Annotated in this window: 19 protein-coding genes and 1 pseudogene; 6 read left to right on the top strand and 14 right to left on the bottom strand. The window is 52.6% G+C overall.

Features of this window, described 5'->3' with window-relative positions; genetic code table 11:
* Positions 1 to 64 precede the first annotated feature (64 nt).
* From ACF8MI_RS26130 to ACF8MI_RS26115, 4 genes and pseudogenes are all read left to right on the top strand, one after another.
* A complete protein-coding gene (locus tag ACF8MI_RS26130; RefSeq protein WP_371918259.1) occupies positions 65 to 1,183 on the top strand; it encodes a methyl-accepting chemotaxis protein in 1,119 nt (372 codons plus the stop codon).
* A gap of 36 nt (positions 1,184 to 1,219) precedes the next feature.
* Positions 1,220 to 2,911, top strand: coding sequence for a bifunctional diguanylate cyclase/phosphodiesterase (locus ACF8MI_RS26125; RefSeq protein ID WP_200928548.1), 1,692 nt, complete (start codon positions 1,220 to 1,222; stop codon positions 2,909 to 2,911).
* 250 nt (positions 2,912 to 3,161) lie between these two features.
* Positions 3,162 to 3,431: a hypothetical protein gene (locus tag ACF8MI_RS26120; RefSeq protein ID WP_012274344.1), complete on the top strand. Its 270-nt coding sequence runs from the start codon at positions 3,162 to 3,164 to the stop codon at positions 3,429 to 3,431.
* Positions 3,432 to 3,539: 108 nt separating this feature from the next.
* Positions 3,540 to 3,971 (top strand): annotated as a pseudogene (locus ACF8MI_RS26115) (IS5 family transposase); the annotation flags it as partial.
* 154 nt (positions 3,972 to 4,125) lie between these two features.
* Here ACF8MI_RS26115 and istB read toward each other — a convergent pair.
* The 3 genes from istB to ACF8MI_RS26100 form a co-directional block, all read right to left on the bottom strand.
* Positions 4,126 to 4,926: an IS21-like element helper ATPase IstB gene (gene istB, locus ACF8MI_RS26110; RefSeq protein WP_200928549.1), complete on the bottom strand. Its 801-nt coding sequence runs from the start codon at positions 4,924 to 4,926 to the stop codon at positions 4,126 to 4,128.
* Positions 4,919 to 6,418 (bottom strand): IS21 family transposase, encoded by a 1,500-nt coding sequence (istA, locus tag ACF8MI_RS26105; RefSeq protein WP_166525001.1) that lies wholly within the window; start codon positions 6,416 to 6,418, stop codon positions 4,919 to 4,921. Before istA ends, istB begins: the two co-directional genes overlap by 8 nt.
* Positions 6,419 to 6,487: 69 nt before the next feature.
* Positions 6,488 to 7,633, bottom strand: a complete 1,146-nt coding sequence (locus ACF8MI_RS26100) for a sigma 54-interacting transcriptional regulator (protein ID WP_200928550.1) — start codon at positions 7,631 to 7,633, stop codon at positions 6,488 to 6,490.
* 605 nt (positions 7,634 to 8,238) lie between these two features.
* Here ACF8MI_RS26100 and ACF8MI_RS26095 point away from each other — a divergent pair.
* Positions 8,239 to 9,636 (top strand): tyrosine-type recombinase/integrase, encoded by a 1,398-nt coding sequence (locus ACF8MI_RS26095; protein ID WP_392518087.1) that lies wholly within the window; start codon positions 8,239 to 8,241, stop codon positions 9,634 to 9,636.
* Between the two features lie 223 nt (positions 9,637 to 9,859).
* On the opposite strand, the gene ACF8MI_RS26090 is transcribed toward ACF8MI_RS26095, so the two are convergent.
* The 10 genes from ACF8MI_RS26090 to ACF8MI_RS26045 all read right to left on the bottom strand — a co-directional run bounded on the left by ACF8MI_RS26090 (position 9,860) and on the right by ACF8MI_RS26045 (position 17,866).
* The gene (locus tag ACF8MI_RS26090) at positions 9,860 to 10,090 is read right to left on the bottom strand and encodes a transporter substrate-binding domain-containing protein (RefSeq protein WP_305777708.1); all 231 of its coding nucleotides are present in this window, start codon (positions 10,088 to 10,090) and stop codon (positions 9,860 to 9,862) included.
* Between the two features lie 21 nt (positions 10,091 to 10,111).
* Positions 10,112 to 10,831 carry a transporter substrate-binding domain-containing protein gene (locus ACF8MI_RS26085; RefSeq protein WP_392518086.1) on the bottom strand — a complete coding sequence of 240 codons (720 nt, stop codon included), beginning with the start codon at positions 10,829 to 10,831 and terminating at the stop codon, positions 10,112 to 10,114.
* A 596-nt stretch (positions 10,832 to 11,427) separates the two neighbouring features.
* The gene (locus ACF8MI_RS26080; RefSeq protein WP_103436921.1) at positions 11,428 to 12,261 is read right to left on the bottom strand and encodes an ABC transporter ATP-binding protein; all 834 of its coding nucleotides are present in this window, start codon (positions 12,259 to 12,261) and stop codon (positions 11,428 to 11,430) included.
* A 106-nt stretch (positions 12,262 to 12,367) separates the two neighbouring features.
* A complete protein-coding gene (locus tag ACF8MI_RS26075) occupies positions 12,368 to 12,724 on the bottom strand; it encodes a RidA family protein (protein ID WP_103436920.1) in 357 nt (118 codons plus the stop codon).
* 16 nt (positions 12,725 to 12,740) lie between these two features.
* Entirely contained in the window at positions 12,741 to 14,117 is a 1,377-nt protein-coding gene (locus ACF8MI_RS26070) for an FAD-dependent oxidoreductase (protein ID WP_392518085.1), read from the bottom strand.
* Complete coding sequence (locus ACF8MI_RS26065) at positions 14,110 to 14,424, bottom strand: (2Fe-2S)-binding protein (RefSeq protein WP_103436918.1); 315 nt, start codon at positions 14,422 to 14,424, stop codon at positions 14,110 to 14,112. The genes ACF8MI_RS26070 and ACF8MI_RS26065 overlap by 8 nt, the downstream gene beginning before the upstream one ends.
* Positions 14,414 to 15,541: an FAD-binding oxidoreductase gene (locus ACF8MI_RS26060; RefSeq protein WP_103436917.1), complete on the bottom strand. Its 1,128-nt coding sequence runs from the start codon at positions 15,539 to 15,541 to the stop codon at positions 14,414 to 14,416. The genes ACF8MI_RS26065 and ACF8MI_RS26060 overlap by 11 nt, the downstream gene beginning before the upstream one ends.
* A 34-nt stretch (positions 15,542 to 15,575) precedes the next feature.
* Positions 15,576 to 16,424, bottom strand: a complete 849-nt coding sequence (locus ACF8MI_RS26055; protein ID WP_103436916.1) for a lysine/arginine/ornithine ABC transporter substrate-binding protein — start codon at positions 16,422 to 16,424, stop codon at positions 15,576 to 15,578.
* A gap of 48 nt (positions 16,425 to 16,472) precedes the next feature.
* Complete coding sequence (locus ACF8MI_RS26050) at positions 16,473 to 17,156, bottom strand: ABC transporter permease (RefSeq protein ID WP_103436915.1); 684 nt, start codon at positions 17,154 to 17,156, stop codon at positions 16,473 to 16,475.
* A complete protein-coding gene (locus ACF8MI_RS26045; RefSeq protein WP_219811698.1) occupies positions 17,156 to 17,866 on the bottom strand; it encodes an ABC transporter permease subunit in 711 nt (236 codons plus the stop codon). Before ACF8MI_RS26045 ends, ACF8MI_RS26050 begins: the two co-directional genes overlap by 1 nt.
* A 191-nt stretch (positions 17,867 to 18,057) precedes the next feature.
* On the opposite strand from ACF8MI_RS26045, the gene ACF8MI_RS26040 reads away from it, so the two are divergent.
* A complete protein-coding gene (locus tag ACF8MI_RS26040; protein ID WP_103436913.1) occupies positions 18,058 to 18,945 on the top strand; it encodes a LysR substrate-binding domain-containing protein in 888 nt (295 codons plus the stop codon).
* A gap of 92 nt (positions 18,946 to 19,037) precedes the next feature.
* On the opposite strand, the gene ACF8MI_RS26035 is transcribed toward ACF8MI_RS26040, so the two are convergent.
* A partial coding sequence (locus ACF8MI_RS26035; protein ID WP_392518082.1) for a helix-turn-helix domain-containing protein occupies positions 19,038 to 19,552 on the bottom strand: 515 nt, incomplete at its 5' end.

Below are 19,552 nucleotides of genomic sequence, written 5' to 3'. Positions count from 1 at the left end.
GCTGTATGACCGGTTGCGTGCAGGTAAAAATTCCATTCCCCAAAATCGTCATTATGCGGCATTCATGAGGAGGATGGTCTTACCTGCAACTGCGGCTGCGTTGGCAATAGGTGCGGCTAGCGTGCTGCCAAGCCTGGCAGCACAAGCGGTAACTGCCGTGCTCTTTCTCGTTACAGGATGGTGGTCCTATACGCGGCTGGAACATCAGTTGAGTCATATCATGAAATGCGCCCCTGACGCTTTTTCAGATCCGATTAGCGCCATCACTTACAGCGATACGTATGGCCCTTCAGCGCAGTTGGAAATGATATTGATTAGTGAGGATGCACGCCTTAAAACCGCACTGACTCGGCTAAGCGATCTGGCCAGCCAAGTGGCTGAAGCCGCTGCGCATTCCTCCTTACTCTCGAACCAAACTGAAAATGCCTTGCTGGAGCAGCGAGCGGAAACGGACATGACGGCAGCCGCCATGACGGAGATGGCGGCCTCAATCAACGAAGTGGCAGGGCATGTTCAAAAAACCGCCATGGAAGCGCAAGCAGCAAATGAACTGGCTGAACAAGGTGATAAAGTCGCCGGTACTTCCCGTGAGGCCATTCAGTTGCTGGCCAGTACCGTCACGAATATCAGCACTGCTGTGGATTACCTTGCCAATGAAACCCAGCAAATTATGGCTGCTGCGGGGGTGATTCAAGCCATTGCTGATCAAACCAACCTACTCGCTCTCAACGCTGCAATTGAAGCGGCTAGGGCTGGTGAGCAGGGTCGTGGTTTTGCGGTAGTAGCTGATGAAGTCCGGGCCTTGGCCGCTAAAACCCGCGTATCGACTCAACAAATTCAAAGCGTCATTGAAACCCTTAAAAAAGGCGCAGATGAGGCTGTGAGCATTGCCAAACTCGGTATTCGCGAGGCCGACCACGGTGTACAGCAAGTTATAGAGGCGCAGTGTGCTCTCCAAGGCATTCGCGATGCTGTTGAACGGATCAGTGGTATGAGCCAGCAAATGGCAGCCGCTTCAGAAGAGCAGGCTAGTGTCGCTGAAGATATTGCTCGGCAGATTAATAACGTAGCGGGAACGGTTGAGAGAACAGCGAAGAATGCTAACTCCGCCGTGATTCGTGGCCGCGAACTTGAAAGTACATCCCGTGGTTTAAACTCGTTGGTTGAACGGTTCAACAGGTAGTGACCTTATGACTATTTTGGTGAATTAGGTTTATATATGAGTGCAAGATACCGTGCAGCGGTGGATGCGGCAGCAATTTTCTCGGAAACCGATAAATCCGGAATAATCACCTATGTCAATGAACAGTTCTGTGATATTTCTGGCTATAGCGCACAGGAGTTGATTGGGCAAAACCACCGCATACTAAACTCAGGGCAGCATCCCCCTGAGTTCTTTATTGATATGTGGAAAAAAGTTTCACGTGGGCAGGTATGGAAAGGTGAAATTTGCAACCGTAAAAAGGATGGCAGCCTGTATTGGGTAGAGAGCACCATTGTACCCATGTACGATGATGCCAGCCAGCGGGTGCAGAAATACGTTTCCATTCGTTTCGATGTGACCGAAAAGCGGAAGTTTCTGGAAACCTTGCAATGGCAGGCTGAGCACGACGAGCTGACGGGTCTTCCAAATCGTTTTTTGCTGTCCAAAGCGCTTGATCAGGCTATTGTCAAAGCAAAGAGCCAGCCCAGCACGGTTGCCGTGGGCGTGCTTGATCTCGATGGGTTTAAGCAGATTAACGACCGCTATGGCCACGAGATAGGTGATCGTCTGTTAGTGGCGGTGGCTGATCGCCTGAAACATAGTATGCGTATCGAAGATACCGTAGCCCGTTTGGGAGGCGATGAGTTCGTGCTGATTTTGGGTGTGCGGGATCCCAAGGTGTTGGAAAGCGCCCTGCAGAGGCTTTTAGCTGCCCTTTCCGCGGTCTACATCATCGATGGCATAGGCATTAATATTTCCGTCAGTATCGGTGTGACGCTCTATCCAAACGATAATGAGAATGCCGATACACTGCTACGTCATGCCGATCAGGCTATGTATAAGGCCAAACAAAGTGGCCGTAACTGTTTCCATTTGTTTGATGTATCAAAAGATAAGATGGATAAATCAGCTTTTGATACCGTAATACGGGTTCGCCAAGCGTTACATGATGGTGAGTTATGCTTGCATTATCAACCAAAAATAAGTTTGGGCAGTGGGGCAGTGATTGGTTTTGAAGCACTATTGCGTTGGCAGCATCCGCGAGATGGACTTATATTACCGCAGTATTTTATACCGTTGATTGAGCAGAGCGATCTGATCGTGGAGATCGGCGAGTGGGTCATAGATCAGGCGCTCAGTCAAATAGAACAATGGGCGGACTTGGGTCATTCGTGGTCTGTGAGTGTAAACATTGCAGCATTACATTTGAAAAAAGAAAACTTTGTAAAGTCCCTAAAGTTTTTGCTGGACAGCCACCCTAATGTTTTGCCGCAGATGTTGGATATTGAGATTACCGAATCAGTGGCGATAGAACACTTACCACATGTCACTCAGTGCCTCATTGCTTGCCAGGATCTGGGTGTGACATTTTCGTTGGACGACTTTGGAACCGGGTATTCATCGCTGAGCTACCTTAAACAACTGCCCACGCAGTCAATCAAGATAGACAAATCTTTTATACGCGACATACTCATCGATAAAGACAGCTTGGGGCTGACTAAGGCGATCATCGGCCTAGCGAAATCGTTTAACCGCGAGGTTATTGCTGAAGGGGTGGAAACGGTTGAGCACGAAGTGTTGCTGATGAACCTAGGTTGTGATGTAGCGCAAGGCTATGGTATTGCGAAACCCATGCCGGTAGAAAAAGTGCTATCTTGGGTGGCGAAGTTTGTCCCTGCTCATTTATCTAGAGGGGGTAATAGATAAACCGCACCGTCCACGAACTGATTGCGTCGTCGCAACCTAGTGGATTGAGCGGTTAATTCATTTATCCACCGGTAACGATATACTGTGCGTCCAATGCCATGGATTGGTTATGCGCATGGCTCGACCGACTTTCCCCATTCGCTCGAAATATATTTTTTATGATACACTATCCCAGCTGTTTTTTTCTGGAACAATGAAATAATTAATATTATCATAAACAACAAATCGATAATAATAAAGAGGATCATATATGTCGGATCAAGAGTTAATACTAGAGCAACTCCGTAACGTGAATTATGATAAGTTAAGCAAACAAGATATCGTAACAATGCTAAATGCAGGGGAACAGACTCTAGAAAATATGGCAGCATCAAGAAAAACTGCCATTGATATAATAGCAGAGGCAATGAACCAAACAAAGAATACGCTTGAGGCACTTGATTATTCTGGAAAGGTAGAAGCTGAAATCAGGAAAAATCTCAGCATACTGAGAGAGCTACTGATGACTGGCGATCTATAGCCCCCTAGACTGGGCGAATTAGGGATTCTCCGATCAAGTCAGCACAGGCCATCTGACCTGTGCTGAAATAGCCCTCCGTCCAACTGCCTTCTACAAGTCCGCCATCCCATGAGTCAGATGAGCTTTTCCGATTTCGAGTACGCCGGCAAGCGCAAGCAAACCCGTCGCGAGCGTTTCCTGGCCGAGATGGAACAGGTGGTACCGTGGAGTGGACTGGTGGCGTTGATCGAGCCTCACTACCCAAAGGCTGGCGGTGGCCGCAAGCCTTATCCTCTGGAAACCATGCTGCGCATTCACCTGCTGCAGAATTGGTTCTCTTTGAGCGATCCCGCCATGGAAGAGGCGCTGTACGAGATCACTTCGATGCGCCAGTTCGCTCGTCTGACGCTCAGTGCTCCGATCCCCGAAGACACGACAATCATGAATTTCCGGCACCTGCTGGAGAAGCACGAACTGGCCTCGGGGATTCTGGAAACCATCAACAATTACCTGCGCGACAAGGGCCTGTCGTTGCGCCAGGGCACCATCGTCGATGCCACCTGTCGGCGCTGATTGAAAATTGACCCACCCTGCCGATTGAAAAATGACCCAGGGCTGCTTGCCGATTTAGACCCCGGCAATTGTGGATAAGCCTAGCAGTCGACAGCGTCGTAAAAGTGCTGACCCTGCACTCAGCAAGGCCAGCCCAAAGAGGTCAAAACGGGTCGTCCTCCGCCTCCTCGATATCCTGTCGCCTGCGCTCCCTCGCCTGGATCTTGGTCTTGGCCACTAAGGTGCTGTTTTGCAGGCGGTACGATTCATTCCCCGTCTCGACGATGTGGCAGTGGTGGGTCAATCGGTCGAGCAAGGCCGTGGTCATCTTGGCGTCGCCAAATACGCTCGACCATTCGGCGAAGCTGAGGTTGGTGGTGATGATCACACTGGTGTGCTCGTAAAGCTTAGAGAGCAAGTGGAACAGCAAGGCCCCGCCGCTCTGGCTGAAAGGTAGGTAGCCAAGCTCATCAAGGATTACCAGATCTGCACGCAGTAGTCCTCGGGCGATACGCCCTGTCTTACCCTCGTGCTTCTCACGCTCCAGCAGGTTGACCAGATCGACCGTGGAGTGGAAGCGTACACGCTTGTTGTGTTGGGTGATGCTGGCCACCGCCAGGGCGGTGGCGAGGTGCGTTTTACCGGTGCCAGGGCCGCCGATGAACACCACATTTTGAGCTGTGTCGGTGAAGGTCAGAGTGGACAGTTCCTTGATCAGCCGGGCATCAGCGCTGGATACACCGAAGTCGAAGCCAGCAAGATCGCGGTGCATGGGCAGTTTCGCCATATTCATCTGATGATGTACCGAGCGCACTGCCCGGTCGGCGTGTTCCTGATCGAGGAGATTCTCGATCAGCCATTTCGATGAGGCGGTGGTGGATTCACCTTGTGCGGCCAGATCTGCCCAGGCAGTGGCCATGCCGTGCAGGCGTAAGTCTTTGAGTTCCTCTGTAAGATCACGCATTGCGCACCTCCTCATCTGTGCTGCGCAACCGGTCATAGCGCGCGGTATTGGCGATAGGGGTAACTTTCAGTTGCAGGTTGGTTTCGACCGAGGGTGGTGCTTCACGGGCGGTCAGACGGGCCACGATATTGAGGATGTGGTCAGCGCTCAGGCTGCCAGATTCCAAAACCAGCTCAACCGCTACGAGGACAGCATCCAGGCCAGCGACGGGCACGGCGGCCAAGACCTGGGTCATGACCCGATCACCCTGTAGATGCCGCCGCAGCTCGCGCCTGAGCAGGCGTAGTGGCTTGGGTAGGTCGGCAAACGGGGCACCATTGCGTAGGGCTCCCGGTTTACGCTCAATGAGGGGGATATAGTGTTGCCAGTCGTAGCTGACCTGATCGCGATCAAACAGGCGCTCGTGGCTGGCAATCACACCATCATCGGCAATCACGACGATTCGCGAGGGATAGAGCCGACTGCTGACCCACTGGCCAACACGCTCACAGGGTACTGAATAGCGGTTGCGGGCCACGTTGATCAGACAGGTGCTGGAAACGCGAACCGTGCGCTCTACATAACCGTCGAAAGGCGTCGGCATCGGCATCATTTCGACGCGCTCCAGTTCTAAGACTTCTGCAACGGTGAGGCCGTTGTACTGCGGATGGATCAGCTCGTGCCACAGAGCCCGACAGCGCTGGGCAAGCCAGGCATTCAACTCTTCGAAGCTATGGAAGGTATTGTCGCAGGCAGACAGCCAGATGCGGCGCCGACTATCTTGGACATTCTTTTCGACGATACCTTTTTCCCAGCCGGACGCTACGTTGCAGAAGTCCGGGTCGAACAGGTAGTGCGAGCACATCACCATGAAGCGAGCGTTGACCGTGCGGCCTTTACCCTTGGAGACCTTGTCGACCGCCGTTTTCATGTTGTCGTAGATGCCGCGACGCGGCACGCCGCCCATGGCGGCGAATGAGCGGGTATGGGCATCGAACAGCATTTCATGCCCTTGGCTGGGATAGGCCACTAGCCAGAAGGCTCGGCTGGCACATAGCTTCATGTGCGCGACCTGGACACGTCGGAAAACACCGCCAATCAGCAGGCCTTCCTCGCTCCAATCGAACTGGAAGGCCTCGCCCAATGCGAACGCCAACGGCACAAATGCCCGTACCGCCTTGCCTTGCTCTCCGCGCCAATGACGAACGAAGGCAGTGAGCTGGCTGTAGCCGCCGTCATAGCCTTCAGCGCGGATCATGGCCAGCAGCGCCTTGGCACTGCGACGATGTTGCTTGGCCCTCAAGGCATCAGCCCGCAGCGCCTGCTCCAACATCTCGTGAAAGGGACTGAGCTTGTTGAACACGGCTCGACGCTGATAAACCGGCTGCTTGGACTCCGACGCTCTGACCCATTTTCGGATGGTGTTGCGCGACAGGCCGGTGCGCTTGGCTATCTCATGCAACGACAGCTTGTCGCGGAAATACATCCGCCGAATTTTGCCCATCATTTCCATGCTGATCACCCTGTGTTCTCCTGCTCAAAAATTGAGCAGGTACAGTGGAACACCTGGGTCAGTTTTCAGTCAGCACAATGGGCGAAACTGGGTCAGTTTTCGGTCAGCGGCAACAACCTTACTCAACAGAGAATCGGCCAACATCAGCAGATCACCCTCGCGCTCGCGTAATGGCGGTAGATGCAGGACTCCGATGGCAACGCGATAGAAAAGGTCCTCCCGGAAACCACCTTCTGCGACGGTTTGCATCAGGTTGCGGTGAGTAGCGGTAACAAATCGCACATTCACTCTGACTTCCTGGCTATCCCCTACCGGAGTCACCACACCCTCTTGCAGCACCCGCAGCAAACGCACCTGGGCATCAGGAGTCAGCTCACCAAACTCGTCCAGGAACAGGGTTCCACCATCAGCCTGTTGGAAAACACCGGCACGGCTCTCAACAGCGCCCGTGAATGCGCCTTTGCGGTGACCAAACAATGTGGAGTCAATCAGCTCCGGGGGGATAGCGCCGCAATTGACCGCAACAAATGGCCCCGATGAACGAGGACTGGCATTGTGAATCGCTCTGGCAAATAACTCCTTGCCAGTGCCCGTTTCGCCATAGATCAGGACAGGCACCTGCTTTTGAGCAAGAACCTGCGCCTGCGCCTTGAGCCTGAGCATGCGCTCACTCTGAGTAACGATGCTGTCAAAGGCCGCGTTGACTGGGGCCTGGCCGTCAGCAAGCTGAAGCAGCTTGTCACCCGTAATGGTGTTGGCTGCCGGCACATATTCCGCCGCGATCTCGAATGGCACCTCGACCTTCTGCACACCCTGCTCTAACGAGGACTGGTAGAAGGTGACTGAATAGCGGGTCTTGCCTAGCAGAATCCAAACCGCCTGCATGGCTGGGGTGCCGGGGCTGAGCAGAATGGATAGCTGTGTGCCAGGGACATGCAGCCGCTTTAGGTGTGCATTGGCAGCCTGGTAGATATCTCCGAAATGCACTGGGGACGTGAGCGATTCATAGCTGAGATTGACCTGCGAATTTACCTGCTCACGCAGCCAGGCCAGGTAGGGCTCAACCTGCTCAGCCGGGTAAGAAGAAAGCAATTCAACCTGATCGAAAGACTCTGCTCTCAGCGTCGAAAGTACAGGCCCAGCATCAGTTCCTGATAGTGCCTTGAGGTCGTTGCCACCCACCCAGCAGAGCAGCACATTCTGCTTTTTAGCCACGCACCTAACCCTCTATTTTTTATTCGCTTCCACATGCGCGACTTACCAGCACCGTGCTTTGCCTCACAGTTTTCTGGACAGTAAACCTCAATCTGGCGTCAGACTTGAGCGGACCCTTGAGGCTCTCGCCAAGCAGCGAATCAGCTCCATAGGCACTCCCCGCCCTATTGACCAGCGCCGTCATCCACGCAGCGCGCATGAAGCTGATAGCACTGCGCCTCCTAACCGATACTAATCCTCCACCGCTTGCAAGCCAATCTCAATTGGCAACCAATTGGCAACCAGAACGATCATTTTTGATCAGCCATAAAAAACAGCGGGCATAAAAAAATCCAAGCACTCGTAAGTGCTTGGATTTCTTGGAGTATTTTGGTCGGGACGGAGTGATTCGAACACTCGACCCCTTGCACCCCATGCGCTTATTCAGTGTATTTCCATGGAATGCTGCAGCCCGTCACGGATAGCCTTCAGGCTAGTAAATACAAGGCCTACGGACTATATTGTGATCTATTCAGGTCCAACAGCATCCACCCTTAGCCAAGCGATTCGGTGGGGCAAAAGTGGGGCAAAATTCCAAGGTAATCGACCTTGGCTAGGGGTAGACATTGGCAAAGATCACAGTGAAGCAACTCGAAGCACTCACGCCCGCCGATGATGGCAAAACGCTCCGTGAAGAGGGTGGCCTGACCGCCAAAGTTCGTGCAGGTGTGCGCGGCGTTACAGCGTTGTTCCGCTATGAGTTCAAAATGGGCGGAGCCAAACGCGATCAGCGCCTGGGCAGCTGGCCCAAAAAATCGCTAGCGCAGATTCGTGCTGAACGAGACGAAGTGAGGGCGAGCGTTACTAAAGGTATAGAACCCGCCATTGCCCGCAAGGCAGCTAAGATCGAGGCTCAAGCTGCGGTCGCCGCAACCATTGCTGAAGCCGAACGTCAGGCTGCAGAAAACAAAACGGTCACCGACCTTTTTGAAGAGTGGATGCGCGACGGGGTATCTCGCCAGGACGACAACGCAGAACTGCGCCGCAGCTTTTCCAAAGACGTGCTACCAGTTATTGGCGATAAACCACTGCGAACCATCACTGAAAAAGACCTGCTCGCCCTCCTGCGCTCGATCAAAGCCCGCGGTCTAAACCGTACCGTCGTTATTCGCAGCAAAGACATAGGTCAGATGCTGAGATGGGCCGAGAAACGCAAGCCGTGGCGCACCTTGATGGTCGACGGTAATCCCGCCGACCTGATTGACGTCAATAAGCTCCTTGATCATGACTATCAGGAGCAGCGCGATCGCCTTCTATCCACTGACGAAATCCAAGAGCTGCAACAAATTTTCACTCGCCTGGTGTGTGAGTATGATGCCTTGCCCGCTGGTAAGAAATACTCCGGTATCCGACCTGTGAATTCCCGCGTGCAATGCGCAGTCTGGATCTGCCTTAGCACGCTCTGTCGCATTGGAGAGCTCCTAAAATCCGAATGGCGACATGTCGATCTAGAGAACGGCACCTGGTTCATTCCAGCAGAAGCCACCAAAGGCCATAAAGGTAAACGGCAGGATCACCATGTATTCCTATCATCATTCGCGCTGAACCAATTCAAACGCCTTAGAGAAGAAACAGGCCACACCCCGTTCTGCTTTCCCAGCAATGACGAACGCAGTCATGTGGATACCAAAACAGTCAGCAAGCTGATCGGAGACCGGCAATGCCGCTTCAAAAATCGCAGCAAGCCTCTATCTGGCCGACATCACGACGACTCACTGGTACTAAGCCAAGGTAACAAAGGCGAATGGACTCCGCATGATTTGCGTCGCACAGGAGCGACCATGATGCAGGAGCTCGGAGTGACACTAGAAATCATTGATCGTTGCCAGAATCACCTGCTGGGAGGCTCAAAGGTACGCCGGCATTATCTGCATTATGACTATGCCAAGGAGAAGAATGAGGCATGGAACATATTGGGCGACCGTCTTGAAACAATCCTTCGAACTCCAACGGCCGAAATTTAATCAGAAACTGATTGGAGCGGGAAACGAGACTCGCATCGGGCCTGCGAGCTGTTGAAAGCAAAGGGTTTTCGACCATCCCCGAAATGGGAATAGCCTTGATTCTGGACTCAATTTCACAGGCTTGCAACTTGAGCCAGTCATTACTGAAGGCTGCCCTGCTCGCCTAGCTGATCAACCACACGCTTGATGACCCGCTCCGGATACTCCTGGCGCCGAGAATGAATCACTTCTTGCCCGATTCACCAGGCAATTTGGAAAAGCTGCTGCTATCCAGCACCAGGAAACCATTGAGTGGAGCTGCATAGGGGCGACTGAATCCAATCACCTCTTGGCGTTTTGGTGTAATGCTCATGCCAGCCATGATTGCGTCGATTTTCCCGCTGTTCAGCGATGGAATCAGGCCCTCCCAATCATGCGCAGTGATCTCACATTTGGCTTTCATGCGATCACACAGTGCTTACTGGCGACTAAGCTATTAGTTTTCACCTGAAATATCGTATTGGAAATACTTTTTTTGAATTCTGTCATAAGTGCCATCCCGTTTTATGGCCGCTAATGCATCATTCAACTCGCCTACCAATGGATCACTTTTCCGAGTCGCGATTCCGGCACCAGTACCAAAGTAAGCCTCATCCATAAAGTTTTGATCGAGCATACAGTAGCCGGCACCTTGAGGCGTTTTCAAAAAACTATCCTCAATGACAAGGGCGCCGGCGAGCGACGCGTCCAAGCGCCCAACTGCCAAGTCAAGAAAAACCTCGCCTTGCGTGCCGTACTTGACAACTTCAGCACCTGCTTTTCCGAAAACTTCCGTTGCATAACGATCGAAGTTTGATGCCCGCTGGACGCCGATACGCTTTCCCTTCAAATCGTCAGGGGCAATCTTGATTCCGCCATCCTTTCGGGTGACCAACTTTGCAGGCAACCGATAGTAGCTGTTTGTGAAATCAACGGATCTGGCTCGTGCTGGAGTGATAGAGACCGACGATATTGCTGCATCAATTTTCCTTACTTTGAGCGCTGGGATCAGTCCATCAAATTCCATTTCAATCCACTCGCACTTCGCTGCTAGCCTGGCACAAAGCGCTTGGCCCAGATCGTAGTCAAATCCAGCCAGCTTGTTGTCTGGTGTCTTGTAGGCGAATGGAGGGTAAGCTGCTTCAATGCCAATCCGCAGAGCTTTTTCACTGGCCATAGACAAGCTATTGCTAGCACAGAGTGCTATGGTTAGCACCGTACATACGAATTTGCTCAGGATCATAATCTTGCACTCGCATCAGAAATTTAAGAGAACTGTGCAGAGCTCTTCGGTTAACAACCGCTGCCCCAAAACCTTCCTGCCGTTGTAGAAGCTTCTACCAGACCGTAGCAATAAAAAGAGGCTACTGCTAACGGCTAAGCTTGTTGGCCATGGTACGAGTCTGATTACCCTGGCTGAGTCGACGACCATTTTGGTACACCTCGACCTGGCCACTTTCGCTCGTGTACACCACCATGCCTCCGGGAAGGTACTCAACCTCTATAGGCTGCTCAGTTGATTGATGCTCGACCAATACAAGGACCGATGCACCACTCGCAATCAAAAATTCGCTCGATCTAGGCTCGATCACTAGTAGTAAGCGGGAGGGCATCCCGTTGATAAATTGCAATTCCTGCCTAGTCGATGATTTAGAAGCCCTGTTGGATCTAGCATCGTAAGATTGAAAGTTTGGCACGATGGACATAACAGAGCTCTATCTCATTGATGTTCGTTAATACTTAAATGGCAAGCCCAGCTGATATCGCCGCGTCTCACTTTAAGTTATTTGACAAAAACTTTTGCAGCCTTTCACTTTGTGGCGCATCAAGGATGGAGGCGTTACCTTGCTCTTCAATCAATCCCTGATGAAGGAATACAACTTTGTTTGATACTTGGCGCGCAAAAGCCATTTCATGAGTGACCATCAGCATAGTCCTACCTTCCTCAGCGAGCGACTTGATAACTTTCAGGACCTCGCCCACCAGCTCTGGATCGAGCGCTGAGGTAGGCTCATCAAAAAGTAGCACCTCAGGCTCCATGGCCAATGCCCTAGCAATGGCCACGCGTTGCTGCTGCCCACCGGAAAGAAACGATGGGTACTGCTGGGCCGTACGAGCTGGAAGACCTACTTTTTCGAGATACTTCTCGGCTCGGCTTACCGCTTCTTGTCGGGAGATTCCCAATACTTTTTGAGGACCTAGGCACACATTGTCCAGGACCGTCATATGGTTCCATAGATTGAAGTGCTGAAACACCATGGCCAACCTAGAGCGAAGCTTCTGGAGCTCTCTAGCCTTAGGCAGATTTTGTTTGCCTGCGGTGCCTCCGGTCTCCAAACAATACTCATCCAGTTTGATTTTTCCAGCATTCGGCTGTTCAAGAAAATTCACGCACCGCAGAAGTGTGCTTTTACCCGAGCCACTAGCACCAATAAGGCTGATAACATCTCCTTTATCGGCATGAAGTGATACACCACGGAGGACCTGGTGCTCTCCATAGTTTTTGCAGAGGCCTGTGATACTGAGTTTTGGCTCAGCTTCTGCATCGCCGGCAGGCTGAGCGCTGCTACTTGAATTCCAGGATGCCGCTTCTGAGAAGATGGACATAAGATACCTTATTTTTATCTTTGTGCACGTCACATTCTGCAAGGTGCATCGAAAATTCTGGATGACGTAAATGATCTGCCCTGGTCCTGCAGAGCAACTTTCAGTTTTAGCTGACGGCAGCGGTGATGATCACTTCGATCAACAAAGAGGGATCATCAAAGGCTACCTGACATGTAGCGCGTGCAGGCCGACCAGCGGATCCAAGCCAGTTGCTCCACTCGTCGTTCATCGGATCAAAGTCCTCAACGATATTCGCCAACCAGATTTGGGCGGATAAGATATGGTTCTTATCGCTTCCTGCCTGAGCCAATCGCTCTTCGATCTTCTGCAATACATCGCGTGTCTGGCTTCGAATGTCCTGAGTGCAGTCAGTAGCGGTGATGCCTGCGAGGTACACTACGCCGTTGTGAACGACTGCTCGGCTCAAGCGAGCGTTGCTCTCTATACGATTGATTGAAGTCATATAGGTCTGCTCCTGTTTATTTTTCGTTGGCCAGCTCGGCGAGGGTTATCGGCTTCATTGGAGGGCGGATCCGATAATAGCCGACCTCGGAAGGCGGCACGTGCCGGGCATCCGCCAAAATTTGCGTTACGGACAGACCGCATTGCCTACCTTGGCAGGGGCCCATACCGCACCTGCCAAATGCTTTGGTTTGATTCGGGCCCTGACATCCAAGCGCTGCGTATTGGCGAATGGCGCCCGCAGTGACCTCTTCGCATCGGCAAACGATGGTGTCATCGGCAGGAAGCAGTAGACTTTGAGTGGGGCGATACAGCCGTTCGAGCATCGGACGAATACCTCGGAACTTATGCCAGGCACGACGAATACTTCTTGCCTCTGGTTCTGCGGCATTGGGCGTCAGTTTTCCAAGAGAAATTGCAATGCCTAACCCCACCAGCCGGCCCTGCAAAGCTGCTGCTTCCGCGCCATTCACTCCGGCACCATCCCCTGCGATGAAGAAGCCGGGAACACTCAGCGCTCCCCACTCATCCTGCTTGGCAACCCAACAGACTTGGCCCTCATCCCAACGATGTTCCGCTCCGATGGACAGCGTTGGATGGGTGTTTGGCACTACGCCTTGATGCAGAAGTACCAGGTCGCAGTCCAACCTATGCTGCGCACCTTTGTGGGTAAAGCTAATAGCTTCGGCTTTGTCTTTGCCTTCGATCTGAATGTCAGTTGAGCCCTGATACCAATCAATGCCCGCCTGGCGAATTTGGGCCATCAAAGAGATGCCCTTGTAGAGCTGTTTCCAAGCCGGCAATGCAGCAGACAAGTAGCGAGCTGCGGCGATGAAGTCGCTGCGAGTACTCGTGTCCACAAGGGCTTCAATTTTCACACCGGCTTTCAAGTACTGAATAGTCAGCAGGTACAGTAACGGGCCTGTACCTGCGAGTACCACGGCTCCGTTGGGTACCCGCGCCCCTGTTTTCAAAAGGATCTGGCCTGCTCCCGCTGTCATGACGCCAGGAAGAGTCCAACCAGGAACGGGCATCGGGCGCTCGTAAGCGCCGCTGCAGAACAAGATGCGGTCTGCAGAAACGACACGAGTCTCTCCCGCGACACGGAAGTGCACCTCGCGCTCAGCCGTTACAAGCCATACAGAGGCACTTGGAACGTAGCCGATCCCGCTTTCCATGAAGGCGACAACGGCAGCATTACCTGCCGCATAGTCTTTGCCTAGGAGTTCTTTACGTTTTGGGGAGGCAAGGCTTACTTCTCTGTAGATTTGCCCGCCAGGAGTCGCCTGCTCATCAAGCACCAGTACTTTCACGCCTTCAGCGTGTAGCCGCATTGCGGCCGCGATGCCGGATGGGCCAGCGCCCAAAACTACTACCTGCACGTGGTTAGCCATGAATGCCACCTTGGGTCGCCGCTGGGCAATGGGTTTTGACCTTTAAACCAGCTTGAGTCCGCACTTGGCAGGCCTGTCTGGAGACTCCGTCGATTTCAACCAGGCACTCAAAACAGACACCCATCATGCAGTAGGCCGTGCGAGGGGCCCCGCTCACGGCTGTCCTTCTGGTGACATCGACGCCAGCTTCGAGAAGGGCAGCAGCCAAATTCGTGTCATCGGTGACACTGATCAGCTTTCCGTCAAACTCAATGACAACCTCGGATGAGCGTGCATCCAGAGATCGAAACAACGGGCTAGTGGCCATTGGAGGTTACCTCATAGTCAGGATCCTTGAACCGCTGATCGCTGAATGCTTCAAGCTCGTAAGGTGGCGGCCCACCTGCGATCCACGGCGCCACTTCATATGCATGTACTGCTGCCAGAGTCACACCGCTGTGGCAGGTGAGCGCAAAGACACCAGGCATGCTTGGAGACCGCTGGTAAATTGGGAACCCGTCAGGAGTGAGTACCCTAAGCGCACCCCACGCCCGGACAAGCTGGACGTTGGCCAGTCTTGGAAAGCACGCGACTGCTCGATGCGCAATGTCAGACATAACGTGGGCGCTGACGCCGTCATTCAGGCCTGTGGATTCATTTGAATATCCAAGCTGGACGGTTCCTTCGTTCGTCTGACGAACATAGTTGGTGGGGTAATCCAAGAAGTGAGGCAGACGTTCAGTTATCAGAATTTGCCCACGATTAGGAGATAGCCCAAGAGATATATCGACTTGCTCAGCAAGTGACTGGTTGCCGAGTCCTGCGGTCAACACAACTCGGTCGCCCTCCCAAGTGCGGCCGTTGCCGGTCAACCGATACCCCGATCCTATAGCTTCGATCTTCTGGACATCACAGCCAGTCTCCAAGCTCACACCGCGTCGTTGAACTGCCGAGGTGAGTGCTTTGAGCAGCAGCAGCGGGTTGATGTGGCCATCTTCAGGGCAATAACAAGCACCCACTACATCTGATCCAATACCAGGCAAGCGTTTACGTAGATCTTCAGGACCCAGCTCATCAAACCTGTACTCGCCCTCCAGTGCTTCACGTAGCCAGTGCAGTTGCCGTGCCTCTTCAGCCATGTCCTCTTGGCTCAAGCAAAGGGTGAACCCGCCCGGCTGTCGCAGATAAACGTCGATCCCTGTTTCTGCCAGCAAGTCGCTGGCAAGTCGGGGCCACCGTGCTGCAGAACGGAGTGTCAATCGTGCATAGGCAGGCATTCCGTAGCCTTTGCCCTGAACCCAAACGAGTCCGAAATTCCCTCGTGCCGCTCGAAGGGCAGTATCGCCTTGATCCAGGAGCCGAACTCTCTGCCCCTTGCAGGCAAGGCCGTAGGCAGTCGCCAATCCGACCAATCCACCGCCCACAATGATCGTTACACCACTCATAAATTGCCGCTCCGCTCTGCCCGGAATATTTGCGTTATTCCAGAGGAGTTACGTCGAATTTCAGCCATTTTTCGGAAAGCTGCTTCACCGTGCCATCCTTGACCGCCGCAGTGATGGCCTCATCAAACTTTGCCTTCAAGTCTGCATCAGACTTGCGCAACCCAATCCCAATACCAGGGCCAAAAACCCCACCAGAAAAAACTGGGCCAGCCATATCGGCACCTTTCATGGAGGCGTCCTGAGTTGCCAGCTTGAGGACTACTGCGTTAGCCAATACCGCATCAATGCGACCACTCATCAAATCCATGTTGTGAGAGTCCACCGTCTTGTATTCGCGAACCTCAACAACTTTGGAGAGGTACTTTTCCGCGAAGCCAGACGCTGTAGTCGAGCCTTGTACACCGATTACCTTGCCCTTCAAGAGGGGCGCCATTTCTTTGATAACAGCCTCGGCTCCGGGCTCATCTTTGTCGAGGTCGATGCTCTTGGATTCACCAGGTAATCTGGAAAGGCTGCTGCTATCCAGCACCAGGAAACCATTGAGTGGAGCTGCATAGGGGCGACTGAATCCAATCACCTCTTGGCGTTTTGGTGTAATGCTCATGCCAGCCATGATTGCGTCGATTTTCCCGCTGTTCAGCGATGGAATCAGGCCCTCCCAATCATGCGCAGTGATCTCACATTTGGCTTTCATGCGATCACACAGGTCGCGAGCCAGCTCGATTTCGAAGCCGTCGAGTTGCCCACCCGGTTTTACAAAATTCCAAGGGGCATAGGCACCTTCAGTGGCAATTCTGATTACTTGAGAGTCTTCGGCATTAGCGAACGATGCACATACACCGGAAAGAATAATTGCACTCAACGTCAGGCTTTTAAATCGCATGGCAAGCTTCCTCAATTTAGATTTGGCAGATTTATGCTGCTAAATTATTCAGCGCCGCACACCCCGTGTGAGCCGGGATTCCATCAATATCACTACGCGAGTGACTATAAAGTTCAACAGCAGGTACAACGCACCGGCACAAACGAAGACCTCGATCGGCCGATAACTCTGTGACACCAGCTTCGCTGCAATGCCTGTCACCTCCATCAGGGTGACAATCGAAGCGAGGGAGGTAGATTTAATTTGTAGGATTATTTCGTTGCCGTAGGCAGGCAGCATCTGGCGCCACGCTTGTGGAATGATTACATAGCGCCAAATTTGATCCTTCCGCAACCCAACAGAATGCGCTGATTCAATCTGCCCCTGCTGAACCGAATTGATTCCTCCTCGAAGAATCTCGCTGGAGTAAGCCGCAGTGTTCAAAGCCAATGCTGCTAGAACGCACCAGAAAGGCTCTCTGAGATACGGCCAGGCAAAGCTTTCGCGGAGCCAAGCGAACTGGCTAAGGCCGTAATAAATGACAAACAGCTGAACCAGCAGCGGAGTGCCGCGAAACACAGCTACAAAACTGCGGGCGGGATAATCCAACCACACCTTTCTGGACAAACGCATTGCGCAGATCACCGAGGCCAGTACCAAGCCGATTGCACAGGAAAACAGCGATAAAGCCAGTGTGAGGGGAATGCCGGCCAGTAGACGCTTGAAACACTCAAGCAGGAATGCGAAGTCCATCATGCTCTCCTCATCGGCTTGTTGAGCTTGTGCTCAAGCCGAGCAATCAAATGGCTGCTGAAAGCGCTAATCACGAAATACAGAGCAGCGGCAGTGCAGTAGAAAAGGAAGGGTTGATGGGTAGCACCCGCGCCGATCTGCGATTGGCGCATGAGCTCAATTAGGCCAACTACGCTGATCAGGGCTGAGTCTTTCAGAACCAATAGCCAGACGTTGCCAAGGCCCGGTAGAGCAAGCCTTAACGCTTGGGGGGCGATGATCAGTGAGAACAGCTGGAATTTTCCCAAGCCCAAGGACCGGCCGGCCTCGATGCTGCCGACAGCAACGCTATTCACTGCTCCGCGAAGGACTTCCAGTTGGTACGCACCGCTGATTACAGAGATAGCGACTACGCCTACCAAAAATCCGGGCAGTCCCATGAAACCTTTGAATCCCAGGGACTGAGCCAACTCGGTCAGCACCATGCTGCTACCGAAGTAAAAGAGGTAGATGACTAAGAGATCGGGGACCCCACGCAGAACGGTGGTGTACACGTCGGCCATCCATCTCAAGGGGTAAGACCGTGACAGCTTCGCCCAGCAACCAAGGCAGCCAATGACCGATCCACATAGGAATCCGCAAACCGATATCGCGCACGTCATCAAGGCGGCGAGCAGCATATCGGCCGCCCATCCCTGGTTACCGAAGCTCATTACTTCAAAAAAATTCACGGTATTACTCCACGGGCGACAGCGCGCTTCTCTGGGTGGATCATTCGGCAGGATGCTTGCAGCTACTGGCGCCGACACGGCGCGATTTCTTTGTTGTTCTGTTTAATTTTTTTGCAATTTCGCACGGCTCGAGCATAATTCAAAATCAAAAATACCCTCCTTCAGTATGCGTAAATGTTATGAGGTGAATCATGCGTATCCATCACCGTCAGGTAGAGGCATTCCACGCCGTGATGCGAACAGGCAGCATGACGGGAGCTGCCAACCTGATGTCAGTGACTCAGCCAGCAGTGACCCGTCTAATAAGGGACTTTGAGGAAGCCGTTGGTTTACCCCTCTTCGAAAGGCGCGGCAGTCAATTGATCCCAACACCACAAGCGCATGCTCTGATTCCCGAGGTAGACCGGTCGTTTATCGGTCTCGATCGGATCAGTCGTTTGGCAGCCGGGATCAGGGAAAACACGGCTGGCTCATTACGAATTGCGGCCATGCCGGCGGTGGCAAACACGCTGCTGCCGAAATTCTTGGCCAATTTTCTTCGGGAGAGGCCGAACCTCCAGATCAGTATTCTGGGGGTCCCATCCAGTCAAGTTGTAGAAATGGTTTCAGCTGGCCAAGTTGATATTGGCTACGCCGAAGGACCACTCAATCCGCACGGCGTTGAGATGCAATCTGTGAATATGGACTCAGTTGCCGTCATGCCAAGTAGCCATCCCATGGCCGACCTTGAGATCGTGACTCCAAAAGATTTTGAAGGCCAACGATTTATCGCGCCCCGACCAGGTACGATTTTTTCTGCTGGCGTGCAGATCGCCTTGGCTCAAGTCCCAAGAGTTATGCGGTTAGAAACGAGCTTGTCATATACCGCTTGCGCACTGGTTGCACAAGGGCTTGGTGTGAGCATCGTTGATCCCCCCACAGCTTTGGACTTCGTGGAAAAAGGACTTGAAGTACGCCCACTGTCTGTGAAGATTGATACAGGATTTCTCGTGATTCGTTCTAGCAAAAGCTCGCAACAGAAGCTAACCGAGGAGTTTTCTACCCAGTTCCTTTCATTTTACAGCGAGGGCTGGATTTAGCTAAACCTGCAGACACTCAACTTGGAAAATTACGTCCACGGCTAAAAGTCAACTATGCCTTCCGTTTCCCACACGCGAACAAAAAAATGATATCAATCCCGTTTCACCATATTAGGATTAACACCAAAAAACTTAAAAAAAGACAAACTAAATGCAGACAGCGAATTATACCCAACTTCAAGTGCCGCATCTGTAGACCTTCCCCCTTGATCCAAAATCAAATAAGCCCGCATCAGTCGCACTCTTCGCCCCCACTCTCTGAACGTCACACCTGTCTCACTTCGTAAAATTCTGTTCAGATGCTTTCTGCCCACCCCAATCGTCTTGCAAGCATGCTCCAGATCAAAGCACACCTTCGGATCACTGGCAGCCAAACTGCAAAGCTCCTTTAGCACTGGATTGACCGGATGCAATAAATCGTGCTCAACAACACTTAGCACACGCAATTGATCAATAATTAACTCCGAAAGCCGCCCTTGCTCTCCCTGCTCATCATAGCACTCAGGATAGCTACCAAACTCATCCAACAACTCTTTCATAAGCGGGGATATAGATACAGTACTGCATGAACCACCAATACCCAACCCCAAAGAAGGGTCCAAATACA

It is taken from the genome of Pseudomonas sp. yb_9 (genome assembly GCF_043103635.1).
Taxonomy (GTDB): Bacteria; Pseudomonadota; Gammaproteobacteria; order Pseudomonadales; family Pseudomonadaceae; genus Aquipseudomonas; species Aquipseudomonas monteilii.
Note: the sequence above shows the minus strand (reverse complement) of the source record. Positions and strands in the feature narration are given on the sequence as shown.